Source organism: Streptomyces sp. HUAS 31 (assembly GCF_028198125.1).
GTDB classification, from domain to species: domain Bacteria; phylum Actinomycetota; class Actinomycetes; order Streptomycetales; family Streptomycetaceae; genus Streptomyces; species Streptomyces chartreusis.
Window position 1 is genome coordinate 8,007,027 of record NZ_CP116353.1, and the last position, 26,202, is coordinate 8,033,228.

Annotated in this window: 15 protein-coding genes and 1 tRNA gene; 11 read left to right on the top strand and 5 right to left on the bottom strand. The window is 70.5% G+C overall.

What is annotated here, in order from left to right; translation table 11 throughout:
* The first annotated feature begins 13 nt into the window (after window positions 1-13).
* Together sucD and PGH47_RS35460 are read left to right on the top strand one after the other, a co-directional pair.
* Window positions 14-898, top strand: a complete 885-nt coding sequence (gene sucD / locus PGH47_RS35455; RefSeq protein ID WP_271666812.1) for a succinate--CoA ligase subunit alpha — start codon at window positions 14-16, stop codon at window positions 896-898.
* Window positions 899-1,007: 109 nt separating this feature from the next.
* On the top strand, window positions 1,008-2,549 hold the full coding sequence (locus PGH47_RS35460) for an aldehyde dehydrogenase family protein (RefSeq protein ID WP_271666813.1): 1,542 nt from the start codon (window positions 1,008-1,010) through the stop codon (window positions 2,547-2,549).
* A gap of 38 nt (window positions 2,550-2,587) precedes the next feature.
* Here the strand turns inward: PGH47_RS35460 and PGH47_RS35465 are convergent, their stop codons facing one another.
* Window positions 2,588-3,919: a DUF2254 domain-containing protein gene (locus PGH47_RS35465; protein WP_271666814.1), complete on the bottom strand. Its 1,332-nt coding sequence runs from the start codon at window positions 3,917-3,919 to the stop codon at window positions 2,588-2,590.
* A gap of 142 nt (window positions 3,920-4,061) precedes the next feature.
* On the opposite strand from PGH47_RS35465, the gene PGH47_RS35470 reads away from it, so the two are divergent.
* Window positions 4,062-4,146: transfer RNA gene (locus PGH47_RS35470), tRNA-Leu, on the top strand.
* 320 nt (window positions 4,147-4,466) lie between these two features.
* Window positions 4,467-7,133, top strand: coding sequence for a SpoIIE family protein phosphatase (locus tag PGH47_RS35475; RefSeq protein WP_271668225.1), 2,667 nt, complete (start codon window positions 4,467-4,469; stop codon window positions 7,131-7,133).
* A 38-nt stretch (window positions 7,134-7,171) separates the two neighbouring features.
* Here the strand turns inward: PGH47_RS35475 and PGH47_RS35480 are convergent, their stop codons facing one another.
* A complete protein-coding gene (locus PGH47_RS35480) occupies window positions 7,172-8,050 on the bottom strand; it encodes an ABC transporter substrate-binding protein (protein ID WP_271666815.1) in 879 nt (292 codons plus the stop codon).
* Window positions 8,051-8,552: 502 nt separating this feature from the next.
* Between PGH47_RS35480 and fusA the strand changes: the two genes are divergently transcribed.
* Window positions 8,553-10,601 carry an elongation factor G gene (gene fusA / locus PGH47_RS35485; protein WP_271666816.1) on the top strand — a complete coding sequence of 683 codons (2,049 nt, stop codon included), beginning with the start codon at window positions 8,553-8,555 and terminating at the stop codon, window positions 10,599-10,601.
* 322 nt (window positions 10,602-10,923) lie between these two features.
* Window positions 10,924-13,521, top strand: coding sequence for a rifamycin-inactivating phosphotransferase (gene rph, locus PGH47_RS35490; protein ID WP_271666817.1), 2,598 nt, complete (start codon window positions 10,924-10,926; stop codon window positions 13,519-13,521).
* Window positions 13,522-13,612: 91 nt separating this feature from the next.
* Here rph and PGH47_RS35495 read toward each other — a convergent pair whose 3' ends face one another.
* A complete protein-coding gene (locus tag PGH47_RS35495; RefSeq protein ID WP_271666818.1) occupies window positions 13,613-15,433 on the bottom strand; it encodes a coagulation factor 5/8 type domain-containing protein in 1,821 nt (606 codons plus the stop codon).
* Between the two features lie 206 nt (window positions 15,434-15,639).
* Between PGH47_RS35495 and PGH47_RS35500 the strand changes: the two genes are divergently transcribed.
* From PGH47_RS35500 to PGH47_RS35520, 5 genes are all read left to right on the top strand, one after another.
* Window positions 15,640-16,959, top strand: a complete 1,320-nt coding sequence (locus PGH47_RS35500) for an ABC transporter substrate-binding protein (RefSeq protein ID WP_271666819.1) — start codon at window positions 15,640-15,642, stop codon at window positions 16,957-16,959.
* A gap of 5 nt (window positions 16,960-16,964) precedes the next feature.
* Window positions 16,965-17,954 carry a carbohydrate ABC transporter permease gene (locus PGH47_RS35505; protein ID WP_271666820.1) on the top strand — a complete coding sequence of 330 codons (990 nt, stop codon included), beginning with the start codon at window positions 16,965-16,967 and terminating at the stop codon, window positions 17,952-17,954.
* A gap of 7 nt (window positions 17,955-17,961) precedes the next feature.
* Entirely contained in the window at window positions 17,962-18,801 is an 840-nt protein-coding gene (locus PGH47_RS35510; RefSeq protein WP_107908098.1) for a carbohydrate ABC transporter permease, read from the top strand.
* 29 nt (window positions 18,802-18,830) lie between these two features.
* A complete protein-coding gene (locus PGH47_RS35515; RefSeq protein ID WP_271666821.1) occupies window positions 18,831-20,195 on the top strand; it encodes a GH1 family beta-glucosidase in 1,365 nt (454 codons plus the stop codon).
* Between the two features lie 128 nt (window positions 20,196-20,323).
* Window positions 20,324-22,198, top strand: a complete 1,875-nt coding sequence (locus PGH47_RS35520) for a discoidin domain-containing protein (RefSeq protein WP_271666822.1) — start codon at window positions 20,324-20,326, stop codon at window positions 22,196-22,198.
* A 56-nt stretch (window positions 22,199-22,254) separates the two neighbouring features.
* On the opposite strand, the gene PGH47_RS35525 is transcribed toward PGH47_RS35520, so the two are convergent.
* Window positions 22,255-25,065, bottom strand: coding sequence for a DUF5682 family protein (locus PGH47_RS35525; RefSeq protein WP_271666823.1), 2,811 nt, complete (start codon window positions 25,063-25,065; stop codon window positions 22,255-22,257).
* On the bottom strand, window positions 25,062-26,186 hold the full coding sequence (locus PGH47_RS35530; RefSeq protein ID WP_126898663.1) for an ATP-binding protein: 1,125 nt from the start codon (window positions 26,184-26,186) through the stop codon (window positions 25,062-25,064). Before PGH47_RS35530 ends, PGH47_RS35525 begins: the two co-directional genes overlap by 4 nt.
* Between the last annotated feature and the right edge of the window lie 16 nt (window positions 26,187-26,202).

Below are 26,202 nucleotides of genomic sequence, written 5' to 3' on the forward strand. Positions count from 1 at the left end.
GAGACACGACGACATGGCGATCTACCTCACCAAGGAGAGCAAGGTCCTCGTCCAGGGCATGACCGGCGGCGAGGGCATGAAGCACACCCGGCGCATGCTCGCCGCCGGCACGAACGTCGTCGGCGGCGTCAACCCGCGCAAGGCCGGCCGCACCGTCGACTTCGACGACCGCGCCGTCCCCGTCTTCGGCTCGGTCGCCGACGGCATGCGGGAGACCGGCGCCGACGTCACCGTCGTCTTCGTGCCGCCCGCCTTCGCCAAGGCGGCCGTCGTGGAGGCGGCCGACGCCGGCATCGCGCTCGCCGTCGTGATCACCGAGGGCATCCCCGTCCACGACTCCGTGGCCTTCACCTCCTACGCGAACGGACGCGGCACCCGCGTCATCGGCCCCAACTGCCCCGGCCTGATCACCCCCGGCCAGGCCAACGCGGGCATCATCCCGGCCGACATCACCAAGCCCGGCCGCATCGGCCTGGTCTCCAAGTCCGGCACGCTCACCTACCAACTGATGTACGAGCTCCGCGACATCGGCTTCTCCACCTGCGTCGGCATCGGCGGCGACCCCGTCGTCGGCACGACCCACATCGACTGCCTGGCCGCCTTCCAGGACGACCCCGACACCGAACTCATCGTCCTGATCGGCGAGATCGGCGGCGACGCCGAGGAACGCGCGGCCGCGTACATCCGCGACCACGTCACCAAGCCGGTCGTCGGCTACATCGCCGGATTCACCGCACCCGAGGGCAAGACGATGGGCCACGCGGGCGCGATCGTGTCCGGCTCGTCCGGCACGGCGGCGGCGAAGCAGGAAGCGCTGGAGTCGGTCGGTGTGGGAGTCGGCAGCACGCCCACCGAGACCGCCCGCCTGGTGCTGGACCGCCTGGGCGTCGAGGCGTGATGTCACTCATAGTCGGCGTGAGGTCACTTTCAGGAGTTGCCGCACGCCGCTAACTTCCGCCGTAGCCATCAACGACCGCCCCCGACTGTGCACCGAGAGCGGAGCCCCCATGGCAACCCACCTCACCCTCAAGTCCGGCACCTCCTGGGCAGATGCCTGGCAGCGCTGCCTGGCCGCCGCCCCGGAGGCATTCCGGGACGACCGTGTCCTCAATCTCTGGAACGCCACCTGGCAGGCCGACGGCCGCGCCCTGCCCGCCACCAGCCCCGTCGACGGCAGCCCGATCGCCGGCCCGCCGCGCCTGGACGGAGACACCGCCCACCGGGCCGTACGCGCCTCGCTCGACCAGCACCGCGCGTGGCGGCACATCCCGCTGGAGGAACGCCGGGCACGCGTCGCGGCGACCCTCGACGCCCTGACCCAGCACCGCGAACTGCTCGCCCTGCTGCTCGTCTGGGAGATCGGCAAGCCCTGGCGGCTCGCGCAGGCGGACGTCGACCGTGCCATCGACGGCGTGCGCTGGTACGTCGACGGCATCGAGCCGATGGTCGCCGGCCGGGCCCCGCTGAACGGGCCGGTTTCCAACATCGCGAGCTGGAACTACCCGATGAGCGTGCTCGTTCACGCAATGCTGGTACAGGCACTGGCAGGCAACGCGGTCATCGCCAAGACCCCGACCGACGGCGGTGTCGCCTGTCTGACCCTGGCCTGTGCGCTCGCCGCCCGCGAGGGGCTGCCCGTCACCCTCGTCAGCGGCAGCGGCGGCGAGCTGTCCCAGGCGCTGGTGCGGGCGCCCGAGATCGGCTGCGTCTCCTTCGTCGGCGGCCGCGACACCGGCGCCGCGGTGGCCACGGCCGTGGCCGACCTCGGCAAACGACATGTACTGGAACAGGAGGGACTCAACACCTGGGGCATCTGGAACCACACCGACTGGGACGCGCTCACCGCGGTGATCCCCAAGCTCTTCGACTACGGCAAGCAGCGCTGCACGGCGTACCCGCGCTTCGTCGTCCAACGTGAGCTGTTCGACGAGTTCCTGGCGGCCTACCTGCCGGCGGTGCGCACGCTCAAGGTCGGGCACCCCCTTGCGGTCGAGGAGCGCGACGGCCCGTATCCGCAACTGGACTTCGGGCCGGTGATCAACGCCGCCAAGGCCAAGGAGCTGCACGACCAGGTCGCCGAGGCGATCGACCGCGGCGCCGTCCCGCTGCACCGGGGCGACGTGTCCGACGCCTGCTTCCTGCCCGGCCAGGACACCTCGGCGTACGTCCAGCCCGTCACCCTGCTGAACCCGCCGCCGTCCTCGCCGCTTCATCACGCGGAGCCGTTCGGCCCGGTCGACACGATCGTGCTGGTCGACACGGAGGCGGAACTGCTGGCGGCGATGAACGCCTCCAACGGCGCGCTGGTCGCCACGCTGTCCACGGACGACCCCGCGACGTACGAGCGACTCGCGCCGCAGATCCGCGCGTTCAAGGTCGGCCACGGCAAGCCGCGCTCCCGCGGTGACCGTGACGAGCTGTTCGGCGGGTTCGGCGCGTCCTGGCGCGGCGCGTTCGTCGGCGGCGAGCTGCTGGTGCGCGCGGTGACACAGGGGCCGGCGGGGGAGAGGCTGCCGGGGAACTTCCCGGAGTACCAGCTCCTTCCCTGAGCGGAGGGTGCCGGGGCATCGGCCGGCCGGTGAACCGGTCAGCCGATGCCCTGCCGGTCGGGGTGCAGCGCGAACGCGCGGTCCGTCGGGTTCGGGGCGGACTCGTCGACCGCCTGGTGAAGCAGTTCGCGGTGCCGCAGCAGCGGCTCCCGCCGGTCCGGATGGGCGAGCAGCAGCAGGTCGTCCAGACCGGCCAGCATGCGGCGCGACACCTGCGGACTCCCGAGGGCACAGCGGCGCACCTCGGTGAACCCGAGATCCACCAGTTCGGTCCACCCCGGCACCGGCTGCACCAGCCGCACGGTTCCGCCCCGGTCCCGGTGCAGTGCGACGTCCAGCGGATGCCGGGTCAGCGCCGCGAGGAACTGCACCGTGCGGTCCAGCGCCTGCACTGCCGTCGTCGGATCGTTGATCGCGGGCGACAGGGCGCGCAGCGCGATGTCGCACAACTGCCGGAGCCCGAAGCCGAGATCCTGGTGGTAGGTCCGCTCCACCCCGACGGAGGTGGTGTAGCGCAGCGCGCCGGGCGGCGGGGCCGCTCCGCCGTGGACCGCCAGGAGGGGTGTGCCGGGCACCACGAAGTCCCCGATCCGCGGGATCAGCCGCAGCACGACGCCGTGTCTGCGGGCCACCCGCACCAGCCGTGCGATGTGCACGTCCCGCAGCACCCCCGCCCGGCCCTCGTGCGGCACCCACGCCGTCGCGGAGCCCAGTTCGGGGATCTCCGCGCCACTCGCGGGCGGGGGCATCGAAGAGATCGCCCGGAAGGACTCGGTGGCGATCCGCGCGATCACATGGCTGATCCGCATGAGCCGCAGGGTGGAGTTCACGTACAGCACGAACAGCAGGAGGCTCAGCGCGACCATGCCGAGCGTGAGGATCGACTGCACCAGGGGCAGCGTCGTCACGTCCCGGGGGTCGTCGACCGTGTCGAAGGCGGTCAGCACCAGCAGGGTCAGCACGAACGTGGCCAGAAAGACCGCGAAGGTCGCCTTGGTGATCCGGCTGCGGACGAAGAGCCGCACCACCCGCGGGGTGAACTGCCCGCTCGCCATCTGCACGGCCACCAGCGAGATGCTGAAGACCACGCCGATGAAGGTCATCATCGCCGACCCGACGGCGCTCACCACGGCCTTCGCGTCCTGCGCGAACCGCAGCAGTTCGTCGAGCGTCTCGTAGTCGCCGTCGTCCCGCAGCGCGTCCACGATGGCCGTGTCGAGCGCCTGGGCCGCGAGCCAGACCACGAAGACCGCCACCATCGCGGCGGTCGGGGCGAACCAGAACGTGTCCCGCAGATGCTCCCTGAGGGGCGACAGCGCCCGCGGGCGACGGCGCACTGGAGGGCTCTGCGTAACCAGCCAGTCACTCATGGTGTGACCATAGGTGCAACGGGGCGGGAGGTCCCGGACCCCCGCCCTGTCGAAGGAAACGCAGGTGAAAGGCACTCCGAAAGCTTGGTATTGTTGTCCACGTCGCCGAGGGGAACACCCCCGGCAAGGCGGCAGACACCTGGTCCGGGTGGCGGAATGGCAGACGCGCTAGCTTGAGGTGCTAGTGCCCTTTATCGGGCGTGGGGGTTCAAGTCCCCCCTCGGACACTCTCAATCGACTTCAGCACCCCCGCATGGTTCACATGTGGGGGCTTTTGCTTTTCCGGAGCGCTGCGGCCCACTTCGGCCCGTCCTGAGCCGCGCCCGTCTACTCGGTCGCTGATACTGAGGAAATGGGCAAACTTGGGCGATATGCCCCAGCGAGCCGCCGGGGCGACGACGTGCCACCGAAGGGCGGGCCACAAGAAGCCGGTCGGACGGCCGGGCCACCGGAAGGCGGTCGGACGAACGGGCGGCCGGAAGGTGGTCCGACGGCCGGACCACCGGAAGCCGGCCCGACGGCCCGTCGCCCTTCGGTCGGCCGACGTCTGCTGTCGCTGCGGAAGCCGCGCACAGTCGCCGGTCAGGTCTTCCTGCTGCAATTCGTCGTCGTCCTGCTGCTCATCGCCACGGCCGTGACGGCGCTCGTGATCCAGGACCGCAACCGCGCGATCCAGGAAGCCAAGGACCGGTCCCTGGTGGCGGCCGAGTCGTTCGCGAACGCCCGCGGCACCGCGGAGGCGATGGAGAGCGACGACCCGACGGCGGAACTCCAGCCACACGCCGAGGCGGTGCGCAAGAAGACCGGCGTCGACTACGTCGTGGCGCTGAGCCCCTACGGCTTCCGGTGGACCCACCCGGACACCGACCAGATCGGGAAGCACGTCTCGACCTCCTACGGTCAGGCGCTCGAGGGCGAGCCCCACCAGACCACGTTCGACAGCAGTCTGGGGAAGGCGGTCGACTCGACGGTGGCCGTCTTCAACGACAAGGGGACCGCGGTCGGCCTGGTCACCGTGGGGGTCACGGTGGACAAGGTGACCAGCGTGGTGCAGCAGCAACTGCCGGTGATCCTCGCCGCAGGCGGTGTCGCGCTGCTGCTGGCCGCGGGTGGATCGGCACTGGTCAGCGGGCGTCTGCGGCGTCAGACCCGGGGCCTTGGGCCGGTGGAGATGACCCGCATGTACGAGCACCACGACGCGGTGCTGCACGCGGTCCGGGAAGGCGTGATCATCCTGGACGGCGACGGAAGGCTGCTGCTGGTCAACGACGAGGCGCGCCGGCTGCTCGCACTGCCGCCGGAGGTCGAGGGCAGGCCGGTCACCGGACTCGGTCTGAGCCCCGCTCTGGCCGGACTGCTGGGATCGGGCCGGGCGGCCACCGACAAGGTCTTCCTGGCGGGGGACACCCTGCTCGCGGTCAACGTGCGGCCGGTCGGCCCGAAGGCGGGCTCCGTGGCCACCCTGCGCGACACCACGGAGCTGCGCGCCCTCGCCGGCCGGGCGGACGTGGCGGGCGGGCGCCTGCAACTGCTCTACGAGGCCAGTACGCGGATCGGTACCACCCTCGACATGAGGCGCACCGCCGAGGAGCTGACCGAGGTGACGGTCCCGCGATTCGCCGACTTCGCCACTGTCGAGCTGGCGGAGCCCGTGCTGCAAGGCGGTGAACCGACGGGGGCCAGTACGGCGATGCGGCACATCGCAGCCGCCGGCATCCGGGCGGACGCGCCCCTGCACCCCGTCGGGACGCTGGTGAGCCACGCCCCCGGCAACCCCGTGGCCACCGGTATCGCCACCGGCCGGCCGGTCCTGGTGGCGCACCTCGCCTCGGCCGACGACTGGCGGGCCCAGGACCCGGAGCGGGCCCGGCAGGTCATCGCGTACGGCATCCACTCCATGATCTCGGTGCCGCTCCAGGCCCGGGGCCAATTGCTGGGGGTCGTGGAGTTCTGGCGTTCGGACCAGGACCCCTTCGAGCCGGACGACGTGTCCCCGGCCGAGGAACTCGCCACCCGGGCGGCCGTGTGCATCGACAACGCGCGCCGCTACACCCGCGAGCACACCACGGCCGTCACCCTCCAGCGCAGCCTGCTGCCCGGCGCGCTCCCCGAACTGTCCGCCCTGGAGGTCGGGCACCGGTACCTGCCCGCCCAGGCAGGGGTGGGCGGCGACTGGTACGACGTCATCCCGCTGCCCGGGGCCCGGGTGGCCCTGGTGGTCGGCGACGTGGTCGGACATGGTCTGCACGCCGCCGCGACGATGGGCCGCCTGCGGACCGCGGTGCACAACTTCGCCGCTCTGGACCTGCCACCGGACGAGCTCCTCGCACACCTCGACGACCTGATCAGCCGGATCGACCAGGACGCCGAGGCCGAGGGCAAGACCGAAGCCGTAACCGGCGCCACCTGCCTGTATGCGGTCTACGATCCGGTCTCCGGGCAGTGTGTTCTCGCCCGGGCCGGTCACCCAGGTCCGGCGCTGGTCTCGCCCGACGGCTCGGTGACCTTCCCCGACATCCCCGTCGCCCCGCCGCTCGGCGTGGGAGGAGGTCTGCCGGGTGAGAAGGCCGTGCTCCGGCTGGCCGCCGACAGCCGGCTGGTGCTCTACACCGACGGCCTGGTCGAGGCCCGGGGCCGCGACATCGACGTCGGGCTCGACATGCTGAAGGAAGCGCTGGCCCGTACGCACGGTGCCACCCTGGACGACACCTGTCAGACCGTGCTCGACGCGATGCTGCGCACCAGGCCGAGTGACGATGTCGCCCTGCTCGTCGCACGCACCCGGCTGCTCGACCCGGATCAGGTCGCGGAGTGGGAGGTGCCCGAGGACCCCGCGGCCGTCTCCCGGATCCGCGCCGAGGCCACCCGCAGGCTGGAGTCCTGGGGGCTCGGGGAGACGGCCTTCACGACCGAGCTGATCCTCAGCGAACTGGTCACGAACGCCATCCGGTACGGGAGGAGCCCCATCAGCCTGCGGCTGCTGCGCGACCACGACAGCCTGTTCTGCGAGGTCGCCGACGGGACCAGCACCTCCCCGCACCTGCGCCGGGCAACCCTGACCGACGAGGGCGGCCGTGGCCTGTTCCTCGTCGCGCAGCTGTCCCGCAGGTGGGGCACCCGGTACACCGACCGAGGCAAGATCATCTGGGCCGAGCAGGCGATCGACGGCCGAGCCACCGGGGACGTGAGCGGTCTCCTGACGGCGAGCCTGTGAAGCGGGACGGAGACCGGGGTGCGCGGCATCCGGAGCGTTCAGGAGCCGTCGTCGACCGTGATGTACGGGATCTTGGCCGGGTCCTGGCCGAAGGCGGCCCCGAGATACACGGCCGACAGTTTCGCGAGTGTCCCGTCGTCGATCAACTGCTTGATGACCCGGTCCAGTTCGTCCCGGTTGGGAGACCCCGTCGGGTACAGGGCGCCGTAACCCTGGTCGGTCCTGTACTGGCCCACCAGGCTCACCTTGCTTCCCGGCTTCTGGGGATACGCCAGCAGGATGGTCGTGTCGTGGATGACCGCGTCGATCCGGCCCTCCTCCAGCGCCGTGATCATCTCCGGGTCGTTGGCGTAGGCGGTGACGGGCCTGGTCGGTTTGATGCGGTCCTTGACGAACTCCTCGCCCGTCGTGCCCTCGGCCACGCCGATCCGGACGTCACGGACGTTGTCCTGGTTGATCTTCTCGCCGTCCCTGATCAGCAGTCCCAGGGTCGAGGAGAGGTAGGGCGGGGAGAACTCGGCGACCTTGCTCCGTTCCGGGGTGATCGTGATCTGCGCGAGGGCCAGGTCGAAGTCCTTCGTCCGGCCGGAGACGACCTCCGGGAAGGGGGCGTTCTTCACCTTGACCCGGTCGAGTCCGGACCGGTACGCGATGTTGGCGGCCATGCAGTACTCGTAGCCGCTCTTGACCGACTCGGGCGTGTCGCCGTTCCACCAGCCGGGTGCGGGCAGGGTCGTCTTGACCGTGAGCGCGCCCGCCGTCTCGGGCGACAGATGAAACTCCCCGTGATGCCCCGAGACCTCGCAGTCGCCGTAGCGGGCCTTCGACGCCTCCGACCCGCCCTGGTCGCATGCCGATGTCGCGACGATGAGCGCCCCGCTGACAGCCAGAGAGACGATCGCTGCCGCGGCGCGCATCTTTGCACCTCCGGTAGGGGCATACTCCTCGATTCACCATAAATCACCCGTGGCCATACGGTCGCAATGGCCACGTGGGAGGACTCCCGGGCGCGGGTCGGGTCGCCCACGGGGCATGGCTCCCCGGCGCTTCGCTGTGCCAGGGGCCAAGGAGCCGTCGGAAATTCTGTGGCCCCGCCGCCCCGCCTCTCCCTACACTCACCACGACATCGAGACCAGTGAGGGGAGCCCGGCCGTGCGTGCACACGTCGCTGTCGCCGCTCCCCGTTCCCGGTCCTTCCGGTCCGAGGTGATCCTGGTGTCTTCGTCCTCCCGGTGCCCGCTGCGCGGCCGGCACCGGATGCCCGTGACGAACCTCTGACAGCGCCCGAGCACCTCGACCGCCCTGCCCCGGCCCACTGCCGACGGGCGGCCGGCCCTGCTCGCGTGCGCCCACGCACCGTCGTCCGGGAATCGCGCTGACCCCTTTTCCGTCTCCGGAACATCCGAAAGGCCAAGGGCCGTGCGCACCAACCGAAACAGCCTCGCCGTCGTCCGCAACCTCGGCATCCTCGCCCACGTCGACGCGGGCAAGACCACCGTCACCGAGCGGATCCTGTACGCCACCGGGACCACGCACAAGCGCGGCGAGGTCCACGACGGCACCACCGTCACCGACTTCGACCCGCAGGAGCGCGACCGGGGGATCACCATCTTCGCCGCGGCCGTGAGCTGCGCCTGGGACGGTCACCGCATCAACCTCATCGACACCCCCGGCCACGTCGACTTCGCCGACGAGGTCGAGCGTGCGCTGCGCGTACTGGACGGCGCGGTCGCCGTGTTCGACGCCGTCGCGGGCGTCGAGCCGCAGAGCGAGTCCGTGTGGCGGCAGGCGGACCGGCACGGCGTGCCGAGGATCGCCTTCGTCAACAAGCTGGACCGTGCCGGAGCGGACCTCGACCGGGCCGTGGAGTCGATCAGGGCACGGCTGCATCCGACGCCGCTGGTCGTGCAGTTGCCCATCGGCGCGGAGGACGGCTTCCGCGGTGTCGTGGACCTCGTACGGATGCGGGCGCTGGTCTGGGCCGACGGCGCCGACACCTTCGTCGAGGAAGAAGTGCCCGGAAAGCTGCGTGAGGAGGCGCAGCGGCGCCGGCGGTTGCTGGAGGAGGCCGTCGCCGAACTGCACGCGGGAGCGCTGGAGGAGTTCTGCGCACGGTCGACGGTCTCGCCCGAGACGCTGGTCGGTGCTCTGCGTGAGCTGACCCGCACGGGCGAGGGCGTGGTCGTGCTGTGCGGCTCGGCCTACCGCAACCGCGGTGTCGAGCCGTTGCTCGACGCGGTCGTGGCGTATCTGCCGTCGCCGCTCGACGTGCCTGCCGTACGCGGTGTGCACGACGGTGCCGACGTGGAGCGGCCCGCCGATCCGGCGGCGCCGTTCGCGGGGCTGGCGTTCAAGGTGAGCGCGACCCCGACCGGCCGGCTGACCTACCTGCGGGTGTACTCGGGAACGATCGCGAAGGGAGACACGGTGCTGGACGCGGGTGCGGGGCGCACCGAGCGGATCGGGCGCATCCTGCGGGTGCAGGCCGACCGTCACGCCCAGGTGGACGTGGCCCTGGCCGGAGACATCGTGGCCGTGGTCGGTCTGAAGTCGGCTCGCGCGGGCTCCACGCTCTGTGCGCCGGGCGCGCCGCTCGTCCTCGAACCGCCCGGTGTGGCCGAGCCGGTGGTGTCGGTCGCGGTCGAGACCCGCAGGTCCACCGAGACCGACCGGCTGGCCTCCGCGCTGGCCCGGCTGGCGGAGGAGGACCCGTCGCTGGTCGTACGGACCGACGCGGAGACCGGGCAGACGCTGCTGTCCGGGATGGGAGAACTGCATCTGGAGGTCGCGGTGGAGAAGATCCGGCGGGAGGCCGGGCTGGACGTCAACGTCGGCCGCCCCAGGGTGTCGTACCGCGAGACCGTGGGACGCGGCGTGACCGGCTTCGTCTTCCGGCACGTCAAACAGGACGGCGGCGCGGGCCAGTTCGCGCATGTCGTGCTCGACGTCGAGCCCCTGGAGACGGGGTCCGGCTTCGAGTTCCGCTCGGCCGTCGTCGGCGGTCGGGTGCCGCAGGAGTACGTCCGTGCCGTGGAGGCCGGGTGCCGGGACGCCCTGGGTGAGGGCCCGCTCGGCGGTCACCCGGTGACCGGGCTGCGCGTCACCCTCACGGACGGGGCGACCCATGTGAAGGACTCCTCCGACACCGCCTTCCGCACGGCCGGCCGCTTCGGCCTGCGCGACGCCCTGCGCACCTGCGCGATGGTCCTGCTGGAGCCGGTCGTCGAGGTCACGGTCACCGTGCCGGACGACGCCGTCGGCAGTGTGCTCGGCGATCTGGCGGCACGCCGCGGCCGGGTCTCCGGCTCGGTCAGCCGGGCGGGCGCGACGGTCGTCACGGCGACCGTGCCGCTGGCCGAACTCTTCGGCTACGCGACCCGGTTGCGCAGCCGGACCCAGGGCCGCGGCACGTTCACGGCCCGGCCGACGGGCTATGCGCCGGCACCGGTGACGGCACCGGTTCGGTGAATGACGGGGGCGGCCCCACTCGTACGCGGGTGGGGCCGTACCCGTGCGCGGCCTCTGGCGGGCGGCAAAGGGCGCGGCCCCTGACGGACGGCAAAAGAAAGGGCAAGGAGAACTCTCTCCCTGCCACTCTCAACGTATAGCGCACAGGGGGGCTTGCCACAAGGGCCGGGTCACGGCGCAGAATCGTCGGCCGATGCCGCGATCCGGCATCGGAAGTGCGGATGAGGCCATGCCCGACAAGGGGTTCGACAGACTTGGAGGCGCCGGTGATCACGTCGGCCATCGCGGCCAGACGGACCACGGCAGCTCCGGAGGGATCGCGTTGACTGAGCAGCACGTGTTGGGTCTTCAGGAGATCGACGAGACGCAGGTCGCCGTCGTCGGCGGCAAGGGCGCGCAGCTGGGCGGGCTGTCGCGGATCGACGGCATCAGCGTGCCGGGCGGCTACTGCGTGACGACGGGCGCCTTCAGACGGGTCATGGCGGAGGCGCCGTCGATCGACGAGCTGCTCGATCGGCTGTCGCGCTCGGACCCGGACGACCGGGAGACGATCCGCACGCTCAGCGCGCAGATCCGCCGGGCCGTCGAAGAGACCGCAGTCCCGGACGACCTCGCGGCGGCGATCACCGGCGCGCTCGCCGAGCTCGGCGAGGACGTCGCCTGCGCCGTCCGCTCCAGCGCCACGGCGGAGGACCTGCCGACGGCCTCCTTCGCCGGCCAGCAGGACACATACCTCAACGTCGTCGGGTCGGAGGCGATCCTCCGGCACGTCAGCCGGTGCTGGGCCTCGCTGTTCACCGAGCGGGCCGTGATCTACCGGCAGCGCAACGGCATCGACCACCGCACGGTCCACATGGCCGTGGTCGTGCAGCGGATGGTCCTCCCGGACGCGTCCGGGATCCTGTTCACGGCCGACCCCGTCACGGGCAACCGCAGGGTCGCCACCGTGGACGCCGGCTTCGGCCTGGGTGAGGCCCTGGTCTCCGGCCTGGTGAACCCGGACGTCTACAAGGTGCGGGACGGCGAGATCGTCGCCAGGACGATCGCCGCGAAACAGCGTGCCGTGCATGCCCTGCCGGCCGGCGGCACGCACGAGGTGACGGTCGACTCGCAGCGGCAGGAGCAGCCCGCGCTGACGGACGCGCAGGTCCTGCGGCTTGTGCGGCTCGGGCGGCGGATCGAGGCACACTTCGGCCGCCCGCAGGACATCGAATGGTGTCTGGCCGACGACGGCTTCCAGATCGTCCAGAGCCGCCCGATCACCACGCTGTTCCCGGTTCCCGAGAGCGGCGACCAGGAGAATCACGTCTACGTCTCCGTCGGCCACGGGCAGATGATGACCGACCCCATGAAGCCCCTGGGGCACTCCATGTGGCGGCTGACGGCCATGGTGCCGATGCACGAGGCCGGCGGCAGGCTGTTCGTCGACGTCACCCGGCGCCTGGCCGCGCCCACGAGCCGCGCCGGTCTCCTGGACGTCCTGGGGAAGGGCGATCCGCTGATCAGGGACGCGCTGGAGACCGTCCTCGACCGCGACGGCTTCGTCCCGACGCTCCCGGACACCGGCCCCGGCGGGCCCCCGGCAGGCGGCCCGCCCGCCCCGCTCGAGACCGACCCGGCCGTCGTCACCCGGCTGATCGAGCGCAGCGAGACATCCGTCGCCGCCCTGGAGCGCGGCATCAGGACGAAGACCGGACCGGCGCTCTTCGACTTCCTGATGGAGGCCTTCGAGGAGCACAAGCGGGTCCTCAGCGATCCGTTGAGCATCCAGGCGATCATGGCGGGGATGGAGGCCACGTGGTGGCTCAACGACAAGCTGCTGGAGTGGCTGGGCGAGAAGAACGCCGCTGACACCCTCACGCTGTCCGCTCCCGGCAACGTCACCTCGGAGATGGGGCTCGCGCTGCTCGACGTCGCGGACGTGATCCGCCCGCATCCGGAGTTGGTGACGTTCCTTCAGGGCGTCGAGGACGACGGCTTCCTCGACGAGCTGGCGAAGCTCCCCGGCGGGACCGAGGCGCGCGACGCCATCCAGGCCTACCTCGACCGGTACGGCATGCGCTGCGTCGGCGAGATCGACATCACGAGGCCACGGTGGAGCGAGCGCCCCACGACGCTCGTGCCCGTGATCCTCGACAACGTCAGGAACTTCGAGCCGGGCGCCGCCGAGTTGCGTTTCGAGCAGGGGCGGCGGAAGGCGCAGGAGAAGGAACAGGAGGTGCTGTCCCGCCTGCGGGCCCTGCCGGACGGGGACCTCAAGGCCGACGAGGCCAAGCGGATGATCGACCGGGTCAGGACCTTCATCGGCTACCGGGAGTATCCCAAGTACGGCATCATCAGCCGCTACTTCGTCTACAAGCGGGCCCTGCTGGCGGAGGCGGAACGCCTGGTCCGAGCGGGTGTGCTGCCCGAGGCGGAGGACGCCTTCTACCTCACCTTCCAGGAGTTCCACGACGCCGTGCGCTCGAACCGGGTGGACGACCGGCTCGTCCGGCGGCGCAAGGAGGCGTTCCGGTCGTACCACGCGCTCACCCCGCCCCGCGTGCTCACCTCGGAGGGTGACGCCCTCACCGGGGCGTACCGGCGCGACGACGTCCCGGCCGGCGCCCTGGTCGGCCTGCCGGTCTCCGCCGGGACCGTCGAGGGCAGGGCCCGCGTCGTCCTCGACATGGCCGACGCGGACCTCGAAGCGGGCGACATCCTGGTCACGGCCTTCACGGACCCCAGCTGGTCGCCGCTGTTCGTCGGCATCGCGGGCCTGGTGACGGAGGTCGGCGGCCTGATGACCCATGGCGCGGTGATCGCCCGGGAGTACGGCCTGCCCGCCGTCGTGGGCGTGGAGCAGGCCACCCGGCTGATCCGGGACGGGCAGCGGATCCGCGTGCACGGAACCGACGGGTACGTCGAGATCCTGCCCTGACCCGGTGACCCGGTGACCCGGTGACCCGCAGCCGCTCTCCCCGGAGCGTCCTTCCGGGGAGAGCGGCTGGTCACCGGAGCACGGCGGCATCTCAGGGATACGACACCACGGTCGACGGCACCGTCGAGGTCCCCGACGTCGGCGACCCCGTGTCGTTGATCACGCACTCGTACTGCCCCTGGCCGCCCAGCGACACGACGAGCAGGTTGTGGAAGCGCACCCCGGACCGCACGGGCGCGGCGAAGCCGTGGTGCTGGACGATCGACGGGTTGACGTTGTAGTAGCAGTAGCTGCCCAGTCCCCAGCCCTCGTGGGTCGTCACGCCGTCGCCGACCTTGTAGGCGGCGTAGCCCTTGACGGCGCCGTTCTGGATGGCGGCCTGGTTCGGGGCGTCGTACGCCTTCTCGTTCTGGAAGAAGATCGTGCGGCCGCGCTGGCCGTTCCACTGGACGTCGTACTTGTTGAAGTGCTCCACGAACAGGCCGGTCGCGAGCACGTCGTCGCCGTTGACGACCACGCCGTAGTCGGCGCGGTTGGTCTCCCAGCCGACGCCCTCGCCGTGGTCGGCGCGCCACACCCAGGTGTGGTCGACGATGGTGTGCCGGCTGTTGATCACCATGCTGGTGGTGGCCTTGCCGGCGCCGGCGCCGCCGATGCGCACGAACACGTCCTGGACGGTGGTCGGGTTGGCGGAGTGGTCCCGGGACGCGCCCCGCGGCCCGATCTCCAGCAGCGTCGTGGAGTTGACCGGTCCGGCGTCGACCAGGAACCCGGCCAGGCGGACCCCGTCGACGTCGGCGACCTGCACGGCCGTGACGCCGCCGTCGGGGATGAGGGTCGCGTAGCCGAGGCCGAGGACCACGGTGCCCGCGCGGTTGACCTGGATCGGCCGGTCGAGGTGGTAGATGCCCGGGGTGAGCAGCAGGTGCAGCCCTTCCGCGAGCGCCTGGTTCAGGGTGGCCGCCGAGACGCCGGGCCGGGCGACGTAGAACTGCGACAGCGGCAGCGAGGTGCCTCTCGGCGTGCCGTTGCCCCAGGTCACACCGCGGGCGTTGGTCCGCTTCTCCGGGAGGAAGACCCGGTAGTCGTTGCCCTGGAGGTACAGGAACGGCTTCTCGCGCGAGATCGGGGTGGTGCCGAGCGTGGTGTACGGCGGGTTGGGGAAGCTCTGCGCCGGGGCGCCCTCGACGCCGGAGAACACCATGTTCCACACGCCGTTGAGCCAGCTGCCGATCGCGCTGTCGCGGGTGTACCACTGCTGCTGCGAGTACGGTCCGACCTGGCCGTCGATCCGGCTGTCCGCGATGTAGCCGCCGCTCGCCCAGCCGTAGCCGTCGGGGGAGAGGTTGAGGCCGCCGCGGACGTGCATCCGGCGGAAGGGGGCCGCCTGCGCGACCGCCCACCGGTTGGTGCCGTTGACCGGGACCAGGGCCAGGTTCTCCGCCGAGCGCCAGAAGTTCTGTGTCGCGTTGCCGTTGAACCAGCCGGCGTCGACCGTGACGTCGCCGTTGATGGTGGTGTCGTCGGGGGACAGGCCGAGGCCCGCGATGGAGGTGTAGAAGCCGAGCTGGGCGTTGAGGCCGTTGTAGGTACCGGGCTTGAACAGCAGCGCGTAGCGGCCGGTGCCGAACTGCGCGGACTCCTGCTGCCGGAACACCTGGTCGAGCCGGGCCTGGATACCGGGGGTCGACGGGTCGAAGACGATGACGTTCGGGCCGAGGTCGCCGCCGCCGGGCAGGGCGCGCGGCTTCTTGCGAGCGGCCGCGGCCGCGGGCCCGGCCGCAGCTGAAGACGGTGCCGCGGCGGCCGGCGTGGCCACGCCGAGCACGGCCGGGGTTGCCGCGGCCGCGGCGCCCAGCAGCGTGCGACGGCCGATCGAGGGCGGCCGGGAATCCGGGGAGGAAGCAGACATGGGCGGCTCTCCTTGTTCAGGAAATGAACATGGTGGGGTGTGGGAGCGCTCTCTCGCCGCTGAATGGTTCATCTGTAAAACGATGGAGTCAAGACTTTGGACCAGAGTCCGGCGACTGTGTCAAAAGCCTTGACGCGGGCTCTTCTTAGGGCTTAACTCACGCTCTAAATTAAGCAGCAGTACTCCCGGAAGGGACACCTGGAGCCATGCGCACAACGCGAGCCGCGGCCGTAGCTGCCGTCACCATGTCTCTCGCCCTGGCCGCCACGGCCTGCGGAGGCGGTTCGTCCACCGATGGTGGAGGGTCGAACGACTCACCCAAGACCCTCACCTACTGGGCCTCCAATCAGGGCGCCAGCATCGAGGTCGACAAGAAGGTCCTCCAGCCCGAGCTCGACAAGTTCGAGAAGGAGACGGGCATCGAGGTGAAGCTGGAGGTCGTGCCCTGGTCGGACCTGCTCAACCGGATCCTGACCGCGACCACCTCCGGCCAGGGCCCCGACGTCCTCAACATAGGCAACACCTGGAGCGCCTCCCTCCAGGCCACGGGGGCGCTGCTGCCGTGGAACGCCGAGAACTTCGGCAAGATCGGCGGCAAGGACCGGTTCGTCGACTCCGCGCTCGGCTCGACCGGCGCCGAGGGCAAGGACCCGGCCGCGGTGCCGCTGTACTCGATGTCGTACGCGCTCTACTACAACAAGAAGCTGTTCGCCGACGCCGGCATCTCCAAGCCGCCGGCCACCTGGGAGGAGCTGGTCGCCGACGGCAAGAAGCTGTCCAAGGGCGGCAAGTGGGGCCTGGGCGTGGAGGGTTCGAACCCCTCGGAGAACATCCACCACGCCGTCGTCTTCGCCAAGCAGCACGGCGCCGACTTCTTCACGGCCGACGGCAAGCCCGACTTCACCTCCGACAAGGCCGTCGAGGGCGTCAAGCAGTTCGTCGACCTGATGGCCAAGGACAAGATCATCGCGCCCGGCAACGCCGAGTACGCGCAGAACCAGTCCGTCAGCGACTTCGCCAAGGGCAAGACGGCGATGCTGCTGTGGCAGTCCGCCTCCGCCAACCTCAAGTCGCAGGGCATGAGCGAGGACGATTACGGCATCGCGCCGGTGCCGGTGCAGTCCGGCACCCCGGGCTCCGACACCAGCGTCAACTCCATGGTCATGGGCATCAACCTGGCCGTCTTCAAGAACACCGACAACCTCGACGGTGCCACGAAGTTCGTGAAGTTCATGACCAGTGACGACGAGCAGAAGATCCTCAACGAGGCCTACAGCTCGATCCCGCCGGTCAAGGGCGCGCAGTCGGACGAGTCCTTCAACACCCCCGCGAACGCGGTCCTGAAGGACACCCTCGCCAAGAGCGCCATCGCGGCTCCGCAGGTCGCCGACGAGTCCCAGTTCGAGACGGCCGTCGGTACGGCCATCAAGGAGCTGTGGGCCGACGCCGCCGCCGGACGCCCGGTGACCACGGACTCGGTGAAGGCGGCGCTGGAGAAGGCCCAGCAGCAGATGCCGACGAAGTGAGCACGATGACGACCACGGTTCCCGCCAAGGCCGAGGTGCGTCAGAGCTCCCCCGGGACGGCGGACGGCCCCCGCCGCCGTCCCGGGCGGATCCGCCGCATCGGCCTGCCCTATCTGCTGCTTCTGCCCGCCCTGCTCCTGGAACTCCTGGTTCATCTGGTGCCGATGGTGATCGGCGTCCTGATGAGCTTCAAGGAGCTCACGCAGTTCTACATCCGGGACTGGACCACCGCGCCCTGGAACGGCATCGACAACTACCGGATGTCGGTGGACTTCAACGCCCCCGTCGGGGAGGCGCTGCTCCACTCGTTCCTGGTCACGCTCGCGTTCACCCTGCTGTCGGTCGGCCTGTGCTGGCTGATCGGTACGGCCGCGGCGATCTACATGCAGGACAACTTCCGCGGCCGGGGCCTGCTGCGCGCCCTGTTCCTGGTGCCGTACGCGCTGCCCGTCTACACGGCCGTGATCACCTGGGTGTTCATGTTCCAGCACGACAACGGCCTGGTGAACCACGTGCTGGACGACCAGCTCGGCATCACCGACAAGCCCTCCTTCTGGCTCATCGGCGACAACAGCTTCATCGCGCTGCTGACGGTGTCGGTGTGGAAGGGCTGGCCGTTCGCCTTCCTCATCGTCATGGCCGGCCTCCAGAACATCCCGAAGGAGCTGTACGAGGCCGCGGCCCTCGACGGCGCCGGTATGTGGCAGCAGATCCGCCGGATCACCCTGCCGTCGCTGAGCCCGGTCAACCAGGTACTCGTCCTGGTGCTGTTCCTGTGGACGTTCAACGACTTCAACACGCCGTACGTCCTGTTCGGCAAGACCGCGCCACAGGCCGGAGACCTCATCTCCGTGCACATCTATCAAGCCAGCTTCGTCACCTGGAACTTCGGCACCGGTTCCGCGATGAGCGTGCTCCTGCTGCTGTTCCTGCTCGTGGTGACGGGCGTGTACCTCGTCCTCACCTCGCGCGGACGGAGGACCAAGAATGCGTAACTCGCCCATGGCACCGCCGCGTTCCTTCCTGTGGTCCCGGCGGATCTTCCTCACCCTGCTCACCGGCTTCGTCCTGGTCCCCGTCTATGTGATGGTCTCCAGCTCGCTCAAGCCGCTGGCGGACGTCTCCGGCCAGTTCCGGTGGCTGCCCAGTGGACTGACGATCCGCCCCTACATCGACATCTGGTCGACGGTGCCGCTCGCGAGGTACTTCGTGAACTCGCTGATCGTGGCGGGCGCGGCGACGGTGTGCTCGGTGGTGATCGCGGTGTTCGCCGCGTACGCCGTCAGCCGCTACAACTTCCGCGGCAAGCGCGTCTTCACGGTCACCGTCCTGTCCACGCAGATGTTCCCGGGCATCCTCTTCCTGCTGCCGCTGTTCCTCATCTACGTCAACATCGGCAACGCCACCGGCATCGCCCTGTTCGGCTCGCGCGGCGGCCTGATCCTGACGTATCTGACCTTCTCGCTGCCGTTCTCGATCTGGATGCTGATCGGGTACTTCGACTCGGTGCCGCGCGATCTGGACGAGGCGGCGCTGGTCGACGGCTGCGGCCCGCTCGGCGCGCTGTTCCGGGTGGTCGTGCCGGCCGCGATCCCCGGCATCGTCGCGGTCGCCGTCTACGCCTTCATGACGGCCTGGGGCGAGGTGCTCTTCGCGTCCGTCATGACCAACGACACCACCCGCACCCTCGCCGTCGGCCTCCAGGGCTACTCCACGCTCAACGACGTGTACTGGAACCAGATCATGGCCGCCTCCCTCGTCGTCAGCGTGCCCGTGGTGGCGGGCTTCCTCCTGCTCCAGCGCTATCTGGTCGCCGGCCTGACCGCGGGCGCCGTCAAGTGATCCACACCCCCCGTTCCGAGAGGATTTCTGTGTCCGACCGCATCGACCTCGCCGCACTTCCGAACGACTTCCTGTGGGGCACCGCCACAGCGGCGTACCAGATCGAGGGAGCCGTGGCGGAGGACGGCCGTTCCCCGTCGATCTGGGACACCTTCTCGCACACCGCCGGAAAGATCGACAACGACGACAACGGCGACGTCGCCTGCGACCACTACCACCGCTGGCGCGAGGACATCGGCCTGATGCGCCGCCTCGGCACGAACGCCTACCGGTTGTCGGTCGCCTGGCCGCGCGTGGTGCCGGGCGGGGACGGCCCGGTGAACGCCAAGGGCCTCGCCTTCTACGACGAGTTGGTCGACGGTCTGCTGGAGGCGGGCATCGCCCCCTCCGTCACCCTCTACCACTGGGATCTGCCGCAGGCGCTCCAGGACCGGGGCGGCTGGCCCGAGCGGGCGACCGCCGAGCACTTCGCCGAGTACGCCTCGGTGGTCGCCGCCCGGCTCGGCGACCGGGTCACCCAGTTCGCCACCCTCAACGAGCCCTCCTGCTCCGCCTGGATCGGCCACCTGGAGGGCAAGATGGCGCCCGGTCTGACCGACCTCACGGCCGCCGTCCGCGCCTCCTACCACCTCCTCCTCGGCCACGGTCTCGCGACGCAGGCGATCCGTGCCGCCGCGCCCGGCGCCGAGGTCGGCATCGTCAACAACCTGTCGACGGTGTACGCGGCCGGCGACCGCCCCGAGGACGAGGCCGCCGCCCGCCGCCAGGACGGCCACGTCAACCGATGGTGGCTCGACCCGGTGCACGGCCGCGGCTTCCCGGCCGACATGGTCGAGACGTACGGCGTCGAACTCCCCGAGCGTGCCGGTGACCTGGAGACGATCGCGGCCCCGCTGGACTGGCTCGGCCTGAACTACTACTTCCCGGCCCATGTCGTCGACGACCCCGAGGGCCCGGCGCCCTACGCCCGCGCGGTCCGCCGCCCGGACGTGCCGCGCACCGGCATGGACTGGGAGATCGACGCGAGCGGCATCGAGACGCTGCTGCTGCGGCTGACCGAGGAGTACGGGCCGCGGAAGATCTACGTCACCGAGAACGGCTCCGCCTTCCCGGACGTCGTACGCCCCGACGGCACGATCGACGACCCCGAGCGCCAGGACTACCTGGTCCGGCACCTGGCGGCCTGTGCCTCCGCCGCCCGCAAGGGCGCCCCGCTGGCCGGGTACTACGCCTGGTCGCTGCTCGACAACTTCGAGTGGGCGTACGGCTATGCCAAGCGCTTCGGCCTGGTCCACGTCGACTACGAGACCCAGGTCCGCACGATCAAGGGCACCGGTCACCGGTACGCGGACATCGTCCGCGAGCACGGGGCGGGGGCGAAGCGGGCGGCCTGACCTGACCGCGGTGGGCGTGGGAGCCGGAGCCCACGCCCACCGCATCCACTCCCTCGGACTGTCATGCGCACCAGCGACCGGCACTGATCTGTCATGTCCACAACATCAACGACACTCAGGAGAGCCGCATGCCGACCCGCATCCCCCGTACCCTCCTGGCCGCCCTCGCGACGGCGGCCCTGCTGTCCTCGGGCACGGCCCTCGGCGCTCCGGCGTCCGCGGCGGCCGCCGCCGTCGCCTGGGACACCGACCGCGCGAACACCGCCTACGCCGCGAACCCGAACGCCGTCACCGCGTCCGGCAGCGAGAACGGCGCCGGCGCCCCCGGCCTCGCCTTCGACGGCGACGGCGCGAGCCGCTGGTCCAGCAACTTCGCCGACGACGCCTGGATCCGCGTCGACCTCGGCACCACGATCCGGGTGGACCGGGTGGTCCTCGACTGGGAGGCCGCCTACGGCAAGAGATACGTCCTGGAGGTCTCGAAGAACGGCACGGACTGGACCCCCTTCTACACGGAGACCGCCGGCACCGGCGGCTCGGTCACCGCGCACACCTACCCACAGGAGGTGACCGGCCGCTACGTCCGCATGCGCGGCGTCGAACGGGCCACGCCCTGGGGCTACTCGCTGTACTCCTTCAAGGTCTACGGCGGCGAACCGGCCCCGGCGTCGACCACCCGCACCAACCTCGCCCTGAACCACCCCGCGTACTCCGACTTCTACCAGCACGCGGGCAATTCACCGGCGTTCGTCACCGACGGCGGCCGGCCGGCGGACCTGAAGGCCGACGCGAGCCGCTGGTCCAGCGACTGGAACGCGAACCGCTGGATCTCGGTGGACCTGGGCGCCACGTCCACGATCTCCTCCGTGGACCTGTACTGGGAGGCGGCCTACGCGGTCGACTACCAGCTCCAGGTCTCCGACGACAACCGCACCTGGCGCACGGTGTACCAGCCCTCGGCCGCCGACGTCGCCGCCCGCCGGGCGAACGTGAAGTCCCCGGCGGAGGCGGTGGGCGTGCACGACACGATCACCCTCCCCTCGCCCGCGACCGGCCGCTACGTCCGCATGCTCGGCAAGGAACGCCGCAGCTTCTACAACCCGGCCCCCGCCACGGCCCAGTTCGGCTACTCCCTCTACGAGTTCGAGGTCTGGGGCACGGGCGGCAGCGCCGCGGCGGTCTACCCCGCGCTCCCGGCCGAACAGCCGGGGACGTACCGGACCACGTTCTTCGACGACTTCACCGGCGGGGCGCTGGACCGCGGCAAGTGGCGCGTGGTCCGCACCGGCACCGAGATGGGCTCGGTCAACGGCGAGTCGCAGGCGTACGTCGACTCCGCCGACAACATCCGCACGGAGAACGGGGCTCTGGTCCTGCGGGCGAAGTACTGCAAGGGCTGCACCCGGGCGGGCGGCGGCACCTACGACTTCACGTCGGGCCGCATCGACACGAACACCAAGTTCGACTTCACGTACGGCAAGGTCAGCGCCCGTATAAAGCTCCCGGTCGGCGACGGTTTCTGGCCCGCCTTCTGGCTGCTCGGCAGCAACGTCGACGACCCCTCGGTCTCCTGGCCCGCGTCCGGCGAGACCGACATCATGGAGAACGTCGGCTACCGCGACTGGACCAGCACCGCCCTGCACGGCCCCGGTTACTCGGCCGACGGCAACATCGGCGCCCGCCAGATCTTCCCGAACGGCGGCACCGTCGACCAGTGGCACACCTACTCCGTCGAGTGGACCCCGACGGGCATGCGCTTCCACGTCGACGACCGCCTGGTCCAGGAGACGACCCGCAACAAGCTGGAGTCGACGCGGGGGAAGTGGGTCTTCGACCACAACCAGTACGTGATCCTGAACCTGGCCCTGGGCGGCGCCTATCCCGCGGGCTGGAATCAGGTGACGACCCCTTACTGGGGCCTGCCGCAGTCGAGCGTGGACCGGATCGCGGGCGGGGGAGTGCAGGCTGAGGTGGACTGGGTGCGGGTGGAGCAGAAGGGCTGACCCGTCTGCGGCCGGTGGCCGGGCCCGGGTAACTCCGAACCGGACCACCGCCTGCCTCATCCGCCGGCGAGCAGGGACTCCAGGGCGTCGCAGGTCGCCGGGTGCGTGGACAGCAACGCCACGCCCGACGGGAGCGGGGCCCCGGACCGCGCCCATACGCCGTCGCAGCCGAGCAGTTCCGCCACCGCGTCGCAGGTCGCCGGGTGCGTCGTGAGGAGCGTGGCGCCGCGGTGGACGTCGGGTGCGGGCTTCTGCCGGGTCGCGGTGAACGGATCCGTCTGCGGCATCCGCCACGGTGGTACCCATGTGTCCAGTGCCGGCAGCCGGCCGGGGAAGATGCGACCGGCCTCGCGGATCAGCAGGGGAGCGAGGTCGGACGCGCCGGAGCGCAGGGTGGTGATCAGGAGCGGCAACCACGGCAGCAGCACCGTGTCCGGCAGCCGCCCGAACGCGTTCGACACCGCCTCAACGACCACGTCCGCCAGCCCCGGCACGGGCTCCAGCGCGTGTACGAAGCCGCTCAGGTAGCGCGGATAGGCGGGCACGACCAGCGGATTGTCCAGCAGCCCGTCGCACCGCGCCCGCAGCTCGGCCCGGGACAGCGTGCCGAGCTGCACCTGCGCCGCCCACAGCAGTGCTGTCTTCGACGGCTCGTCGGGGTGCGACTGGGCCACCGCCAGCTCCAGCTGGGTCCGGTCGCAGCCCAGCGACAGGGCCAGGCTCTCCATGCTGAACAGGAAGCCGAGCATCGCCGCGACCTGCCCGACCGTCGCGTCCTCGTCCCTGAACGCCGTCGGCAGCAGCGTGCAGTAGTGGGCGTAACCCGTCTTGACGAAGGACTCGATCCACGACGGCAGCACCGGCTCGCTGGTGCGGTAGTACGCCAGCAGCGCACGCACCCGGCGCAGCACCTCCGGCGCGCCGTCCACGCTGCGCTCGGTGGCGAGCAGCTTCAGCGCATGCGTGCCGAGCTCGTCGGAGAGGCGGCGGCTGTTCAGGTACAGGGTCGCGTCCTCGACCGCGGCCAGCACCGTCGCCGTCGTCGCCTGCGCCCCGTACGCGTCGCGCCGCAGCCGCTGCTCCAGGACCTGCTCAAGGCTGACACCCTCGTAGCCCAGCTCGATCAGAGCCCGCTGGTGCGTGCCGAGCGCCAGGTCCCAGGACTCCTGGATCGACCGCTCACCGAGCCCCCGCTCACCCATGATCGGCCGTGCCGCGCCCTGCGGCAGCAGCCGCCGCAGCATCCACAGCACGTCCGAACACGCCCGGAGTTCCGGCCGGGACGCCATGTCCAGCAACGCCCGGCGCACCCCGCGCTGCTCCAGCTTCAGCTCCAGCGGTGCGAGCCGGTCGTACACATCCCGCGCCAGCGGCGGCAGCGAGTCGTAGCCGACCTGGCCGATCCGGTCGCCGCCCATCATGATCTCGACGAGACGCCGCACGTCCCGCCGCCCCGGCACACTGTCCTTCTCGATGCAGGTGACCGCCGCGTCCTGGAAGTCGTACGGCGTCGGCTTGGCCCGGTCCCGCATGCCGGCGAGCAGGATCGACGTCTCGAAGACGGCGATGGCGTCGGCGGTGGAGGCCAGATAGCCGTTGCGCCGGGCCGCGCGCACGATGTCGACCGACCAGCCGAGCAGTTCGGCCTCGTCCAGACCGTCGAGCACGGGCGGTCTGCGCAGGAAGCCGGTCAGCTTGTCCGCGGCGACGGCGGACTGAGGTGCCATGGCGACGGCAGGGAGTGCCGTCTTCTTACCGGACTTCTTCGTCCCCGCCTGGCCCTCCAGCCGGAACGGCTTCACACGGGTCCGCTTCAGGCTCTTCGCCCACGCCGTCGCCGCGATCGACACCGAGCCCGCGGCGAGCCCGAACTGCGCCTCGATCGCCGCGTGACTGGACGGGATCAGACCGTACTGCCAGGTGGTGGCCGTACGAGGGGAGATCACGAAGGTGTCCGAGGCGCCGTCCACACCGAACTCCTCGACACGGCTGGCCGCGTGGAAGGCGCCACACACGTACAGACAGTCCTTCGGATCCGTGCCGGTGGCCGTCAGGTGTTCGCGCATCCGGGTCCACATGTACCGCTCGCGGTCCTCGTCCACCCGGACTCGGGACCCCACGCCGGGGGCGAGCCGCCGGAACAGGCTGCCGATGAGGAACATGACCTGGCGGTAGGTGTCGTGATCGCTGTCCCCGAGCGGGACTTCGACGTACTGGTGCCACCACTCCGACCAGTGCCGCACCTTCCCGTGGCGGAGCAGATGCTCTTCCAACTCGGCGAAGCGGGGCCGCAGGTCGCCGATCTCGACGCCGACGGCCTCGCCGTGCAGCGCGGCCTCGGCCTCTTCCGGAGGCGCGGCATCCTCCTGGGCGTGCCCGCCTCTCCTGTCCCACTGGAAGACGTGGTCCGAGGACCGGTCGACGAGTACCAGCTCGACGCCCGGGGTGTCCAGGGCGTACGCGATCGCCTGGTACTCCGCGGACGCCTCCGTGACCGGCGCCACGACCGACAGCGGGGCCCAGTCGGCGGGAAAGCCGTCGACGTCGCCGGCGAACGCCTGTACCGCCACCGGCAGCCGGCAGTTGCGCAGCTCGGTCAGGAGCGGCGCCATGTCCTCGCACAGCTCCAGGTACACCACCTTGGGCTGTTTCTCGCGCAGCCGGCGGGCCATGGCGAGAGCCGAGGCGGGGGAGTGGTGGCAGACGGGGAAGATCTCCAGCGGCTCACGCACCGCGCGGTCGACGTCGTCGACCATGCCGAGGAGGATGCCCTCCAGGGCGTCGGGTCCCCCCGCGAACGTGGCCGCGGCCTCCTGCAGTTGGCCGCGGAGCGCGGCGAACGACGTGCTCTCCCGGGGCCCGCTCATGACAGTGTGGCGATCGCGTCGCGGCCGCCCTGAAGGAACTCGGGCCAGGAGCCGCCCTCCTCCTTGCTGCGCGGCTCGACGACACCGTGCAGGTACTTGTTGAGTATGGCCAGGTCCTCGGGCTCGCGCCGGGTGAGGGAGCCGACGAGGGAGGACGCCAGGGTGCGGGCTGTCAGGGCGCGCTCGCCGAAGAAGTTGCTGTGCAGGACGGCGTCCTCCAGCACACCGATCTGTTCGGCCGTCGACAGCGCGGACTCCAGCTTCTCGTCGTCGCTGCCGGCCGCGGCGGCGGACGCCCGCAGGTCGGCGAAGCTCTGGAGCAGCACATCGAGGAGGGTCGGCGGCACGTCGAGGTCGATCGAGTGCCGGCGCAGCAGCTCCTCGGTGCGGAAGCGGACGATCTCCGCCTCGCTCTTCTTGTTCGTCACGACCGGGATGCGGACGAAGTTGAACCGGCGCTTCAGCGCGGACGACAGGTCGTTGACACCCCGGTCGCGGCTGTTGGCGGTGGCGATGATCGAGAAGCCGGGCTTGGCGAAGACGATGTTGTCGTCACCGCCGCCGCTCTCCAGCTCGGGGACGGAGATGTACTTCTCGGAGAGGATCGAGATCAGCGCGTCCTGGACGTCGCTCGTCGACCGGGTCAGCTCCTCGAAGCGGCCGATCGAGCCGCCCTCCATCGCGGTCATGATGGGCGAGGGGATCATCGACTCCCGCGACTGGCCCTTGGCGATGACCATCGACACGTTCCACGAGTACTTGATGTGGTCCTCGGTGGTCCCGGCCGTGCCCTGCACCACCAGCGTGGAGTTGCGGCTGATCGCGGCGGACAGCAGTTCGGCCAGCCAGCTCTTGCCCGTGCCGGGGTCACCGATGAGCAGCAGACCGCGGTCGGAGGCGAGGGTGACGATGGACCGCTCGACGAAGCTTCGGTCGCCGAACCACTTCTGCGACACCTCGCGGTCCAGTCCGTCGGCACGCTCGGAGCCGAGGATGAACAGGCGGACCATCTTCGGGGACAGACGCCACGAGAACGGCTTGGGGCCGTCGTCGATCGACTCCAGCCAGTCGAGCTCCTCGGCGTACTTGATCTCGGCAGGAGCGCGCAGCAGGTCTGACATGTTGGAAAGCCTTCCG